1 protein-coding gene (cut by a window edge) is annotated in these 15,108 nt (G+C 72.1%); it reads left to right on the top strand.

Going from position 1 to position 15,108, the window contains the following annotated elements; genetic code table 11:
* A protein-coding gene (locus DEJ51_RS04650) for a type I polyketide synthase (protein WP_223835666.1) crosses the window boundary here: on the top strand, positions 1 to 15,108 show its 3' portion. It extends 19,320 nt beyond the left edge of the window; only the last 15,108 of its 34,428 coding nucleotides appear in the window; its start codon lies beyond the left edge, outside the window; the stop codon is at positions 15,106 to 15,108.

Here is a 15,108-nt window from a genome sequence, read left to right as displayed (position 1 = left end):
GACGGTTCGGAGGCGGTGGGTGCGGAGCGGGCGTTCAAGGAGCTGGGCTTCGACTCACTGACGGCCGTCGAGTTGCGTAACCGGCTCGGGGCGGCGACGGGGGTGAGCCTGCCGGCGACGCTGATCTTCGACTACCCGACGGCCTCCGCTCTCATGGCGTTCCTGCGGGACGAGCTGCTGGGGACCGCGGTCGAGGTCAGTGGTCCGGTGGCGACGGTGGTGGACGGCGATCCGATCGCGATCGTGGCGATGAGCTGCCGCTTCCCCGGCGGGGTGCGGACTCCTGAGGACCTGTGGAAGCTGCTGGCGTCCGGTGGAGACGCGATCGGTGAGTTCCCCGTCGACCGCGGCTGGGACCTGGACCGCCTCTACAGCCCGGACCCCGACCAGCAGGGCACCTTCTACGCCCGTGAGGGTGGCTTCCTCTACGACGTCGCCGACTTCGACGCCGACTTCTTCGGGATCTCCCCGCGCGAGGCCCTCGCCATGGACCCCCAGCAGCGTCTGCTGCTGGAGACCACCTGGGAGGCCTTCGAGCGGGCCGGTATCGACCCGGCGTCGCTGCGGGGCACCCAGGCCGGTGTCTTCGTCGGCACCAACGGCCAGGACTACGGCGCCACCTTCCAGAGCGTTCCCGACGGTATCGAGGGCTTCCTCGGTACGGGCAACGCCGCGAGCGTGGTCTCGGGCAGGCTGTCTTACGCCTTCGGCCTCGAAGGCCCGGCCGTGACCGTCGACACTGCCTGCTCGGCCTCCCTCGTCGCCCTGCACCTGGCCGTTCAGGCCCTGCGTCAGGGCGAATGCTCCATGGCACTGGCCGGCGGTGTGACCGTGATGTCGTCGCCCGGCGCGTACATCGACTTCAGCCGTCAGCGCGGCCTGGCGGAGGACGGCCGGATCAAGGCGTTCGCGGCTGGGGCGGACGGTACGGGCTGGGGTGAGGGTGTCGGCATGCTGCTCGTGGAGCGGCTGTCGGACGCCCGTCGCAACGGCCACCCGGTACTGGCGATCGTGCGAGGTTCGGCGATCAACCAGGACGGTGCCAGCAACGGGCTCACCGCCCCGAACGGCCCCTCCCAGCAGCGCGTCATCCGCGCCGCCCTCGCGAGCGCCGGGCTCTCCGGCGGGGACGTGGACGTGGTCGAGGCCCACGGCACGGGCACGAAGCTCGGCGACCCGATCGAGGCGCAGGCCCTGCTGGCCACCTACGGCCAGGAGCGTTCGGCCGAGAGGCCGTTGCTGCTGGGTTCGGTGAAGTCCAACATCGGTCACACACAGGCTGCTGCCGGTGTGGCGGGCGTGATGAAGATGGTGCTGGCGATGCAGCACGGGCTGCTCCCGCAGACCCTGCACGTCGACGAGCCCACCCCGCACGTCGACTGGTCGGCCGGTGACGTCGAGTTGCTGACCGAGCTGCGTGACTGGCCCGAGACCGGCCGACCGCGCCGAGCGGGAATCTCCTCCTTCGGCTTCAGCGGAACCAACGCCCACACCATCATCGAGCAGGCCCCCGAGGGCGACGAGGCCGAGCAGACCGCGCTCCCGCAGAGCGCGCCCACCGCCGTGCTGCCGTGGGTGCTCTCCGCGAAGACCGAGACCGCCCTGCGGGCCCAGGCCGAGCGTCTGGCCGAGCGCGTCGCGGCGGACGGGGAGGACCTCGAACCGCTCGACGTGGCGTACTCCCTGGCGACCTCCCGGTCAGCCCTGGAACGTCGGGCCGTGGTGGTCGCGGGGGAGCGGGCCGCGTTCCTTGCCGCGCTCCAGGCCATCGCAGCCGGTGAGCCGGCCGCCGGACTGACCCGCGGAACCGCGAGCGCCGGGGCTCTGGCCTTCCTGTTCACCGGTCAGGGCAGTCAGCGCCTGGGCATGGGCCGTGAGCTGTACGCCGCCTACCCGGCCTTCGCGGACGCGCTGGACGCGATCTGCGCCCGGATGGACGGATTGCTCGAATTCCCGCTGCGGGATGTGCTGTTCGGGACGGACGCGGCGCTGCTGGACCGTACGGAGTACACCCAGCCGGCCCTGTTCGCCGTCGAGGTCGCCCTGTTCCGCCTCGTCGAGAGCTGGGGCCTGCGGCCGGACTTCCTCTCCGGCCACTCCATCGGCGAGATCGCCGCCGCACACGTCGCGGGCGTCTTCTCGCTGGAGGACGCGTGCTCGCTGGTGGCGGCTCGGGGCCGTTTGATGCAGGCGCTGCCGTCGGGTGGTGTGATGGTCGCGGTGCAGGCGTCGGAGGACGAGGTCCTGCCGCTGCTGACCGAGCGCGTGAGCATCGCGGCGGTCAACGGTCCGACCTCGGTCGTGATCGCGGGTGACGAGGACGCCGCGCTGGACGTCGTAGAGGCCTTCGCCGACCGGAAGAGCAAGCGGCTCACGGTCAGCCATGCGTTCCACTCGCCGCACATGGACGGCATGCTGGACGCCTTCCGTGAGGTGGTGGCGGGGCTGGAGTTTGCCGCTCCGCGGATCCCGGTCGTCTCCAACCTGACCGGTGCCCTCGTCTCCGACGAGATGGGTTCGGCGGAGTTCTGGGTGCGGCACGTCCGGGAGGCCGTTCGCTTCCTCGATGGTGTGCGGGCGCTTGAGGCCGCCGGTGTGACGACGTACCTCGAACTCGGCCCGGACGGCGTCCTGTCCGCCCTCGCCCAGGGGTGCCTCACCAACGAAGCCGACGACACGGTCTTCGTCCCCGCACTGCGCGAGGGCCGCCCCGAGGCGGAGGCCGTCACGACGGCACTCGCCCAGGCCTTCGCCCACGGCGTCACCGTCGACTGGAGCGCCTACTACGAGGGCACGGGCGCCCGGCGTGTCGATCTGCCGACGTATGCCTTCCAGCGCAGGCGGTTCTGGCCGAGTGCGATGGCGTTCGTGGCCGGGGACCCGGAGTCCATCGGTCTGGGCGAGGTGGCGCACCCCCTGCTGGGCGCTGCCGTGGCACTCGCCGATTCCGAGGGCGTGCTGTTCGCGGGCCGTCTGTCCGTGGAGACCCACCCGTGGATCGCCGACCACACGATCCTGGGCAATGTGTTGCTGCCGGGTACCGCGTTCGTGGACTTGGCGGTGCGTGCGGGTGATGAGGTCGGCTGTGATGTGGTGGAGGAGCTGACGCTGGAGGCGCCGTTGGTGCTGCCGGAGCGTGGAGGTGTTCAGCTCCAGTTGGTGGTCGAGGCGCCGGTGGAGTCGGGCCGTCGGCCGTTCGGCGTGTACTCGCGTCCTCAGGGCGCGCTGGCGGAGGAGCCGTGGACCCGCCACGGGGCGGGCGTCCTCGCCACCCGAGACCAGACCGAAGCGGCACAGGACTTCGCGGACTTGGCCGTCTGGCCGCCGCAGGGTGCCGAACCCGTCGACATCGACGGGCTGTACGAGGAACTCGCCGGGGACGGAATGGCCTACGGCCCGCTGTTCCAGGGGTTGAAGGCGGCGTGGCGTCGGGGTGGTGTGCTGTTCACCGAGGTGGTTCTGCCGGAGGACGGTCAGCGGGATGCGGCGCGGTTCGGGCTGCATCCGGCGCTGCTGGATGCCGGTCTGCACGCCATCGGGCACGGCGACCCGGCCAGCCAGGACTCATCGGGCGCTCTCCTGCCGTTCTCGTGGACGGGGGTGTCGCTGTACGCGGTTGGTGCGTCGGCGCTGCGGATGCGTCTGACGCCGAACTCGGCGGGGGACCCGCACAGCCTGGCGCTTCTGGTGGCCGACGAGGCCGGTGGCCCGGTCGCCTCGGTGGAGTCGCTCATGCTGCGCCCCGCCTCGGCCGGCGATGTGAGCGCGACTGGCGCCGGTCACGTCGAGTCGTTGTTCCGGGTGGAGTGGCTGCCTGCGCCGGTGGTTCCTGCGTCTGCTGCCGGTCTGCGGTGGGCGGTGCTGGGCGGTCGCGATGAGATCGGGCTGGGCGGTACGGGTGCTCAGGTCTCCGAGTACGCAGACGTAACTGCCTTGGCCGCGGCGCTGGATGCGGGTGAGTCCGTACCGGATGCGGTGTTCGTGCTGCCTGCGGTCGGCCGGGAGGTCGCTGATGGTGCTGGGGTGGTCCACGTGGCGGTGAATGCGGCGCTGGTGATGGTTCAGGAGTGGCTGGCTGAGGCTCGGTTGGCGGGGTCGCGGCTGGTGTGGGTGTCGGCTGGTGCGGTGGCGGTCGAGGCCGGTGCTGGGGTGAGGGATCTGCCGGGGAGTGCGGTGCGGGGTCTGCTGCGTTCGGCGCAGTCGGAGAACCCGGGCCAGCTGGTGATGGTGGATCTGGGTGCGGATGTGGACGCGGTGTCGGTGGCGGCGCTTCCTGTGGCGCTGGCGGTGGGTGAGCCGGAACTCGCGGTCCGCGGAGGTGTGGTGAGCGTGCCGCGCCTGGTCCGCGTACCCGCCTCGGACAGCACGGCCGAAGCGGTCGCTGCCCTGGGAGGCACCTCCGGCACGGTGCTGGTCACCGGAGCCACCGGTGGCCTGGGTCGGCTCTTCGCCCGCCACCTGGTGACGGCCCATGGCGTGGAGCGCCTGCTCCTGACCAGCCGCCGGGGTGCGGCGGCCGAGGGCGCTGCCGAACTGGTCGCCGAACTGCGTGCGCTGGGTGCCCATGCCGACCTGGTTGCTTGTGATGTGGCGGATCGGGAGGCGTTGGCGGGGTTGTTGGCGGGGATTCCTGCGGAGTTCCCGTTGCGGGGTGTGGTGCACACGGCTGGTGTGCTGGATGACGGTGTGTTGGGTGCGTTGACTGCGGAGCGGGTTGTGGGGGTGTTGCGTCCGAAGGTGGATGCGGCGTGGAACCTGCATGAGCTGACGCGGGGGATGGGTCTTTCGGCGTTCGTGTTGTTCTCGGGTGCTGCGGCTGCGTTCGGTGCGGCGGGTCAGGCGAACTATGCGGCGGCGAACGCGTTCTTGGAGGGGTTGGCGGAGCGGCGGCGGGCCGAGGGTCTGCCTGCGGTGTCGCTGGCCTGGGGCCTGTGGGCCCCGCAGGCGGGCAACGGAGCCGAGGGTGCAGCGGGCATGGCCGCGACGCTCGACGACGCCAACCTCCGCCGCCTGGCCCGCGAAGGGGTCGCCGCACTCGCCGCCGAGGACGGCCTGGCGCTGTTCGATGCGGCGTTGACGGTGGATGCGGCGGTGTTGGTGCCGATGCATCTGGATGTGGCGGTGTTGCGGGCTCGGGCGGTGTCGTCGGGTTCGACTCCGGCGTTGCTGCGGGCTCTGGTGCGGGTTCCGGCGCGGCGTGCGGTGGAGCGTCGGGGTTCGGGTGCGGGCGGTGAGGGTGGTTCGCCGTTGGTGGCGCGGCTGCTGGGTGTGCCGGTGGTCGAGCGTGAGGGTGTGCTGCTGGATCTGGTGTGTGGTCGGGTCGCTGCGGTTCTGGGGCATGGCGGTGCGGGGGCGGTGGATGCGGAGCGTGCGTTCCGTGATCTGGGCTTCGATTCGCTGACGGCTGTGGAGCTGCGGAACGATCTGAAGGCGGAGACGGGGCTGCGGCTGGCGCCGACGCTGGTGTTCGACTACCCGACGCCGGTGTCGCTGGCGCGGCACCTGCTCGCCGAACTCGCCGTCGACGACCAGCCCAACGAGCAGAGCGGCGTACACGGGAAGGCGGTCTCGGCCGCACGGTCGACCACGGTCGTCGCGGACGACCCGATCGTCATCGTGGGCATGGGCTGCCGCTTCCCCGGTGGAGTCCGTACCCCCGAGGACCTCTGGCAGCTCGTCGCGTCCGGTGCGGACGGCATCACGGCCTTCCCGACGGACCGTGGTTGGGATGTCGAGGCGCTGTATCACCCGGATCCGGATCATGCGGGTACGTCGTACACGCGTGAGGGTGGTTTCCTGCACGAGGCGGCCGAGTTCGATGCGGGGTTCTTCGGGATCTCGCCGCGTGAGGCGCTGGCGATGGATCCGCAGCAGAGGCTGCTGCTGGAGACCTCGTGGGAGGCTTTCGAGCGGGCCGGTATCGACCCGACCTCCATGCGGGGCAGCCGCACCGGTGTGTTTGCCGGCGTGATGTACCACGACTACGCGAGCGGCTACGGAAACGGCGAGGACCTGCCAGAAGGCGTGGAGGGCTACCTCGGCACCGGCATCTCCGGCAGCATCGCCTCGGGTCGCGTCTCGTACGCCTTCGGCCTGGAGGGTCCGGCGGTCACGGTCGACACGGCGTGCTCGTCGTCCCTCGTCGCTCTGCACTGGGCGATCCAGGCACTGCGCAATGGCGAGTGCGACATGGCTCTGGCGGGTGGTGTCGCGATCATGGCGACGCCGGAGACGTTCGTCGACTTCAGCCGTCAGCGTGGTCTGGCGGCCGATGGCCGGTGCAAGTCGTTCGCTGACGCGGCGGACGGCACCGGCTGGGCCGAGGGTGCGGGCATGCTCCTGGTCGAGCGGCAGTCCGACGCCCTGCGTCACGGCCACCCGATCCTTGCCGTCGTACGCGGCTCGGCCATCAACCAGGACGGTGCGAGCAACGGCCTCACCGCGCCGAACGGTCCTTCGCAGCAGCGGGTGATCCGTGAGGCGCTGGCCGGGGCCGGTCTGTCGGCTGCGGATGTGGATGCGGTGGAGGCGCACGGCACCGGCACGCGTCTGGGTGACCCGATCGAGGCGCAGGCGCTGCTGGCGACCTATGGGCAGGAGCGGCTGGACGGTCAGCCGCTGCTGCTGGGGTCGATCAAGTCGAACATCGGTCACACGCAGGCTGCCGCCGGTGTCGCGGGCGTCATCAAGATGATCATGGCGATGCGGCATGGCGTGCTTCCCAAGACGCTGCATGTGGATGCGCCGTCGGCGCAGATCGACTGGGAGGCCGGCGATGTCAGCCTGCTGACCGAGGCGGTGGCATGGCCGGAAACCGGCCGGGCACGTCGCGCGGGCATCTCCTCCTTCGGCATCAGCGGCACCAACGCCCACACGATCATCGAGCAGCCGCCGGTCGCGGCAGCGGTGGTCCAGCAGGACGAGACCGTCGTCCCGGCTGCGACGCCGTGGCTGCTGTCTGCCAAGGGCGAGGACGCGCTGCGTGCCCAGGCCCGCCAGCTGCAGTCCTTCGTTCTGGGCGCGCCTGAGCTGCGTCCGGTGGATGTGGCGTGGTCGCTGGTTTCCGGCCGGGCTCTGTTCGAGGACCGGGCGGCCGTGGTGGCCGCGGACCGTGAGGGTCTGCTGGCCGGGCTCGCCGCGCTCGCGGAAGGCCGCTCTGCAGCAGGTGTGATCGAGGGCTCGCCAGCGGGTGGGAAGACTGCCTTCCTGTTCACCGGGCAGGGCAGCCAGCGCCTCGGGATGGGGCGTGAGCTGTATGACGCCTACCCGGTGTTCGCGGCCGCGTTCGACGCGGTGTGCGAGCAGGTTGAACTTGAAGTGCCGCTGAAGGACGTCCTGTTCGGGGCTGATGCGACCGTTCTGGACCGTACGGAGTATGCGCAGCCCGCGCTGTTCGCGGTCGAGGTGGCGTTGTTCCGGCTGTTGGAGTCGTGGGGTGTGAAGCCGGACTTCCTGTCCGGTCACTCCGTGGGCGAGATCGCGGCTGCGCATGTGGCGGGTGTGTTCTCGCTGGAGGACGCGTGCACGCTGGTGGCGGCTCGTGGTCGTCTGATGCAGGCGTTGCCGTCCGGTGGTGTGATGGTCGCGGTGCAGGCTTCGGAGGACGAGGTCCTGCCGCTGTTGACCGAGCGCGTGAGCATCGCTGCCGTCAACGGGCCTCAGTCGGTGGTCGTGGCGGGTGACGAGGATGCCGTGCTGGCCGTGGTGGCGTCGTTCGCCGACCGGAAGACCAAGCGGCTCACCGTCAGCCACGCGTTCCACTCGCCGCACATGGACGGCATGCTGGACGCCTTCCGTGAGGTCGTGGCGAAGCTGGACCTTGCCGCTCCGCGCATCCCGGTCGTCTCCAACCTGACCGGTGCCCTCGTCTCCGACGAGATGGGTTCGGCCGAGTTCTGGGTGCGGCACGTCCGGGAGGCGGTTCGCTTCCTCGACGGCATCCGGGCGCTTGAGGCCGCGGGGGTGACGACGTACCTCGAACTCGGTCCCGACGGCGTGCTGTCGGCGCTGGCACAGGAGTGCGTGACGGCTGCTGCCGGGTTCGTGCCGGTGCTGCGGGATGGTCGGCCGGAGGCGGAGACCGCGGTTGCGGCTCTGGCCCAGGCGCAGGTACGGGGTGTGGCCGTGGACTGGTCCGCCTTCTACGCCGGTACCGGCGCCCGACGGGTGGAACTGCCGACGTACGCCTTCCAGCACCAGCGCTACTGGCTGGAGATGCCGGGTGCGACCCGGAAGGGTGCGGCGGACGACCTGGACTCCCGCTTCTGGGACGCCGTGGAGCGGGAGGACCTGGAGTCGCTCGCTGCCGCGCTGGACATGGACGACGAGAACACCCTGGGAACGGTCCTGCCGGCACTGCCCGCCCTGTCGGCGTGGCGCCGGGGTCTGCGGACCCAGTCCGAGGTGGACGGCTGGCGGTACCGGGTGTCGTGGAAGCCGCTGACGGAGGGCACCGCGGGTGCCGGGCTGTCGGGTGAGTGGCTGGTGGTGGTGCCTGCCGCAGGTGTGGATGACACGGCTGTGGTGGAGGCTCTGGCCGGGCGCGGTGCCGAGGTGCGCCGGGTCGTGGCGGAGCCGGGCATGGACCGTGCTGGTCTTGCCGGTCTGCTGGCTGGTGCTGGTTCGGTGGCTGGTGTGGTGTCGTTGCTGGCGCTGGATGAGGCTGCGGGTGTTGTGCCGACGGCTGGTCTGGTGCAGGCGTTGGGTGATGCCGGGGTTCGGGCGCCGTTGTGGTGCCTGACGCGTGGCGCGGTGAGTGTGGGTCGTTCGGACAAGCTCGTGTCGCCTGTTCAGGCGCAGGTGTGGGGTCTGGGTCGGGTCGCGGCGCTGGAGGTTCCCGAGCGCTGGGGCGGTCTCGTTGACCTGCCTGGGGTGTGGGACGAGCGGGCCATGGGCCGGCTGGTTGCCGTTCTGGGTGGTGTCGAGGACCAGGTGGCGGTGAGGTCGTCTGGGGTCTTCGGTCGTCGTCTGGTGCGTGCTGCCAGGGCTGAGGGTTCCTGGTCGCCGTCCGGGACGGTTCTGGTGACTGGTGGGACGGGTGCGCTGGGTGGTCGGGTGGCTCGTTGGCTCGCCGGTGCCGGGGTTGAGCGTCTGGTGCTGACCAGCCGCCGGGGCCTGGATGCTCCTGGTGTGGCTGAGCTGGTGGCTGAGCTGGGTGTCGATGTGTCCGTCGTTGCTTGTGATGCTTCGGACCGGGAGGCTCTGCGGGAGCTGCTGGCCGCCGAGGCCGAAACGCTGACTGCGGTGGTGCACACGGCTGGTGTGCTGGACGACGGGGTCCTGGACGCGCTGACGCCGGAGCGGTTCGAGAGCGTCCTGCGGGCGAAGGCCGTCTCCGCGCTCAACCTCCACGAACTGACCGTCGAACTCGGCATCGAGCTCGACGCTTTCGTCCTCTTCTCCTCCATGAGCGGCATGACCGGTGCGGCCGGTCAGGCCAACTACGCCGCCGCCAACGCCTACCTGGACGCCCTCGCCGAGCAGCGGCAGGCGGCCGGGCTGGCTGCCACCTCGCTCGCTTGGGGTCCGTGGGCCGAGGGCGGCATGGCCGCCGACGAGGTCTTGGATGCGCGGATGCGGCGTGAGGGTCTTCCGCCGATGGCGCCAGAGACGGCGATGGCCGTCCTGCGGCAGAGCGTGGGTGCGGTCGGTGATGCGGCTGCCTTGCTGGTGGCCGATGTGGCATGGGAGCGTTTTGCACCCGCCTTCTCCGTGGTCCGCCCCAGCACCCTCTTCTCCGAACTCGTCGAGACCCGCCCGGCCGGATCCGCCGCCGAGGCCACGGCTTCGCCCACCGACCGGTTCGCCGGTCTGGGCGCGGCCGAGCTGGAGCGGGAGCTGCTTGGGCTCGTTCGTGCGCATGTGGCCGCGGTGCTGGGTCATGACGGTTCGGAGGCGGTGGGTGCGGAGCGGGCGTTCAAGGAGCTGGGCTTCGACTCACTGACGGCCGTCGAGCTGCGTAACCGGCTCGGGGCGGCGACGGGGGTGAGCCTGCCGGCGACGCTGATCTTCGACTACCCGACGGCCTCCGCTCTCATGGCGTTCCTGCGGGACGAGCTGCTGGGGACCGCGGTCGAGGTCAGTGGTCCGGTGGCGACGGTGGTGGACGACGATCCGATCGCGATCGTGGCGATGAGCTGCCGCTTCCCCGGCGGGGTGCGGACTCCCGAGGACCTGTGGAAGCTGCTGGCATCCGGTGGAGACGCGATCGGCGAGTTCCCCGTCGACCGCGGCTGGGACCTGGACCGCCTCTACAACCCGGACCCCGACCAGCAGGGCACCTTCTACGCCCGTGAGGGTGGCTTCCTCTACGACGTCGCCGACTTCGACGCCGACTTCTTCGGGATCTCCCCGCGCGAGGCCCTCGCCATGGACCCTCAGCAGAGGCTGCTGCTGGAGACCACCTGGGAGGCGTTCGAGCGGGCGGGTATCGACCCGGCGTCGTTGCGTGGCAGCCAGGCCGGTGTCTTCGTCGGCACCAACGGCCAGGACTACGGCGCCACGCTCCAGTCCGTCCCCGACGGCATCGAGGGGTATCTGGGCACGGGCAACGCCGCGAGCGTGGTCTCCGGCCGGCTCTCCTACGCCTTCGGTCTCGAAGGCCCGGCCGTGACCGTCGACACCGCCTGCTCGGCCTCCCTCGTCGCCCTGCACTGGGCGGTTCAGGCCCTGCGCAGCGGCGAGTGCTCGCTCGCCCTCGCGGGTGGTGTCACCGTGATGTCGTCGCCCGGTGCGTATATCGACTTCAGCCGTCAGCGTGGTCTGGCGGAGGACGGCCGGATCAAGGCGTTCGCGGCTTCGGCCGACGGCACCGGCTGGGGTGAGGGCGTCGGCATGCTGCTCGTGGAGCGGCTGTCGGATGCCCGCCGCAACGGCCACCCCGTCCTCGCCGTGGTCCGTGGTTCGGCGATCAACCAGGACGGTGCCAGCAACGGGCTCACCGCCCCGAACGGCCCCTCCCAGCAGCGCGTCATCCGCGCCGCCCTCGCGAGCGCCGGGCTTTCGGCCGGCGAGGTCGACGCTGTCGAGGCCCACGGCACCGGTACGCGGCTCGGTGACCCCATCGAGGCGCAGGCCCTGATGGCGACCTACGGCCAGGACCGCGAGGACGGCCGTCCGCTGCTCCTCGGCTCGATCAAATCGAACATCGGTCACACGCAGGCCGCCGCGGGTGTGGCGGGTGTGATGAAGATGGTGCTGGCGATGCAGCACGGGGTGCTCCCGCAGACCCTGCACGTGGACGAGCCGACCCCGCACGTCGACTGGTCGGCCGGTGACGTCGAGCTGCTGACCGAGCTGCGTGACTGGCCCGAGACGGGGCGTCCGCGCCGAGCGGGCATCTCCTCCTTCGGCTTCAGCGGTACCAACGCCCACACGATCATCGAGCAGGTACCGGAAGTCCTCGACGGCGCCGAGGCCGAGCAGTCCGCGCTCCCGCAGTCCGCGCTCTCGAAGGCCGCGCCCACCGCCGTGCTGCCGTGGGTGCTCTCCGCGAAGACCGAGACCGCCCTGCGGGCCCAGGCCGAGCGTCTGGCCGCCCGGGTCGCGGCGGACGAGCGGGCCGAACCCGCCGATGTGGCCTACTCCCTGGCCACGTCGAGGTCGGCTCTCGAACACCGCGCCGTCGTGGTAGCCGCCGAGCGGGCCGAGTTCGAGGCCGCGCTGAAGGCGCTCGCCGCGGGTGAGTCCGCAGCGGGCCTGCTCCGCGGAACCGCGAAGGCCGGGGCTCTGGCCTTCCTGTTCACCGGTCAGGGCAGTCAGCGCCTGGGCATGGGCCGTGAGCTGTACGCCGCCTGCCCGGCCTTCGCGGACGCGCTGGACGCGATCTGCGCCCGGATGGACGGATTGCTCGAATTCCCGCTGCGGGATGTGCTGTTCGGTACGGACGCGGCGCTGCTGGACCGTACGGAGTACACCCAGCCGGCCCTGTTCGCCGTCGAGGTGGCCCTGTTCCGCCTCGTCGAGAGCTGGGGCCTGCGGCCGGACTTCCTCTCAGGCCACTCCATCGGCGAGATCGCCGCTGCACACGTCGCGGGTGTGTTCTCGCTGGAGGACGCGTGCGCGCTGGTGGCGGCTCGGGGCCGTTTGATGCAGGCGCTGCCGGGTGGTGGTGCGATGATCGCCGTCCAGGCCGCCGAGGACGAGGTCCTGCCGCTCCTCGCCGGAGCCGGCCGCGTCGGCATCGCCGCGGTCAACGGCCCGGAGTCGGTGGTCATCTCCGGTGACGAGGGCGAGGCCACCGCGATCGCCGCGGTCTTCGAGGCACGGGGCCGCAAGACCAGGCGCCTCACCGTCAGCCACGCCTTCCACTCGCCGCTCATGGACGGCATGCTCGCCGACTTCCGCAAGGTCGTCGAGGGGCTCGCCTTCGCGGCGCCCCGCATCCCGCTCGTGTCGAACCTGACCGGTGCGCCGGTCACCGACGAGATGGGCTCGGCGGACTTCTGGGTCCGGCACGTCCGTGAAGCCGTCCGCTTCCTCGACGGGGTGCGGGCGCTGGAGGCCGCGGGCGTGACGACCTACGTCGAACTCGGGCCGGACGGCGTCCTGTCCGCGCTCGCCCGGGAATGCCTGACCGGCGGCACCGCTGACACCGCTGACTCCGTCTTCGTCCCCGCACTGCGCAAGGGCCGTGCCGAGACCGAGTCCCTCGCCACAGCCGTGGCGCTGGCCCACGTCCACGGCGTCGCGGTGGACTGGGACGCGTACTACGCCGGTACCGGAGCCCGCCGCGTCGACCTGCCGACCTACGCCTTCCAGCGGACGCGCTACTGGCTGGAGGAGGCCGCCCTCCCGGCGTCCGCCGAGGCCGGTGCCGGTGCCGCGGCCGGAGGGGCGGTCGATGCCGCCTTCTGGGCTGCCGTCGACAACGAGGACCTCACCGCCCTCACCGCCACCCTGGAGATCGACGCCGACCGGCCGCTGAGCGACCTGCTGCCGGCGCTGTCCGCCTGGCGGCGCCGCCGTGCGGAGCGCTCGGTCGTCGACGGCTGGCGCTATGCCGTCACCTGGAAGCCGCTCGGCGACCCGCAGACGGCCGCGCGCCCCTCGGGCACCTGGCTCGTCGTCACCACCGTTGCCGCCGAGTCCGGTTCCGCCGTCCCCGGGACCGCCGTCCCCGGGATCGCGGACACCCTCCGGGCGCAGGGCGTGGACGTACGCGAGGTCGTCCTGGACGCGGCCACGGCCGACCGTGCCGCCGTGGCGGACCTGCTGGCCACGGCGCTCGCAGGCGACCGGGCCGACGGCGTGGTGTCGCTGCTGGGCTTCGCCGAGTTCCCGCACCCGGCGCACCCGGCCGCACCGGCCGGGCTGATCCTGACCGGGGCGCTCGTCCAGGCTCTCGGGGACGCCTGGGTCGACGCACCGCTGTGGTGCGTGACCGCCGGGGCCGTCGCGACCGGAGCCGCCGACCGGGTACGCAGCGCCGCGCAGGCACAGATCTGGGGATTCGGCAGGGTCGTCGCCCTGGAGCACCCGGAGCGCTGGGGCGGTCTCGTGGACCTGCCCGCCGACGCGGACGGCCGGGCGCTGGAGCGGCTGCTCGCCGTGCTCGGCGCGACGGACACCGCGCACGGAACCGGGACCGCGTCCGGAACCGGGACCGCGTCCGGGACCGGGGCCGCATCCGGGGCCGCGTACGAGGACCAGGTCGCCGTCCGGTCCGCCGGGCTCCTCGCCCGCCGGATCAGCCATGCCGCCCCGGCGGCGGAGGACCGCGCCCCCTGGCGGCCCAGCGGAACCGTCCTGATCACCGGCGGCACGGGTGCGCTCGGCGCGCACGTGGCTCGCTGGCTCGCCGCGCACGGCGCCGAGCACCTCGTCCTGGCGGGCCGCCGCGGGCCGCGGGCCGAGGGCGTCGACGCGCTGATCGCGGAGCTCGCCGCGCTCGGGGCCCGGGCCACGGCCGTCGCCTGCGACGTCACCGACCGCGAGTCCCTCCGTACGCTCCTCGCCTCCCTCGGCGGGGACGGTTCCGGCCCGGCCCTGACCGCCGTGTTCCACACGGCGGGCGTCGGCCAGTACGCCCCGCTCGCCGAGAGCGGCCCCGGCGACCTCGCGGCGGTCCTCGCCGCCAAGGTCACCGGCGCCGAGCACCTCGACGAACTGCTCGGCGACGCGCAGCTGGACGCCTTCGTCCTGTTCTCCTCCATCGCCGGCGTCTGGGGCAGCGGCGGTCAGGCCGCCTACGCGGCGGCCAACGCCCACCTCGACGCCCTGGCCCAGCAGCGTCGCGACCGCGGCCTGCAGGCCACGGCCGTGGCCTGGGGCCCGTGGGGCGAGGGCGGGCTCGTCGCCGACGATGAGGCGGCGGAGCAGCTGCGCCGCCGCGGCCTGCCCGTCATGGACCCCGAGCGGTCGATCGCCGCCCTCCAGCGGGCCCTCGACGCCGGGGACACGACGGTCACCGTCGCCGACGTCGGCTGGGACCTCTTCGCCCCGGCGTTCACCGCGGCCCGTCCGCGGCCGCTGATCGCCGACCTCCCCGAGGTACGGCGCGCACTGGCCACCGGGCAGCCGGAGCACGGCACCGGGACGGGCGGCGACGCCGGTACCGGCACCGGTACCGGGGCCGGACCGGAGCGGCTGCTCGCCGAGTTGCGGGGCATGGCCCCCGACGACGCCGAACGGACCCTGCTCGGCCTGGTCCGCGAGCACGTCGCCGCGGTCCTCGGCCACGCCGGGGCCGCCACGGTCGCCGCGGGCCGCGCCTTCAAGGAACTCGGCTTCGACTCGCTCGCCGCCGTCGACCTGCGCACCCGGCTCGGCTCCGCCACCGGACTGCGCCTGCCCGCGAGCCTCGTCTTCGACCACCCCACCCCCGCCGCCCTGGCCGCCCACCTCCGTGCCGAACTCCTCGGCGAGGACGGCGCGCCCGCGCTCCCGGCGATCGCGGAGATCGACAAGCTGGAGATCCTCCTCTCGTCGGTCCCCGAGGACGACGCCGCCGAACGCACCCGCGTCACGGCACGGCTCGAAACGCTCCTGGCGAACTGGACCAGGACCGACCGTGCCGCGCAGGCCGCGGAGGACGAGGAATCCGCCATCGACTCGGCGTCCGCCGAAGACCTCTTCGACATCATCAACAACGAATTCGGAAAAGCCTGA

The organism is Streptomyces venezuelae, from assembly GCF_008642275.1.
Lineage (GTDB): Bacteria > Actinomycetota > Actinomycetes > Streptomycetales > Streptomycetaceae > Streptomyces > Streptomyces venezuelae_E.
The sequence above is the reverse complement of the archived record's forward strand: the minus strand, read 5'-3'. Positions and strand labels throughout refer to the sequence as shown.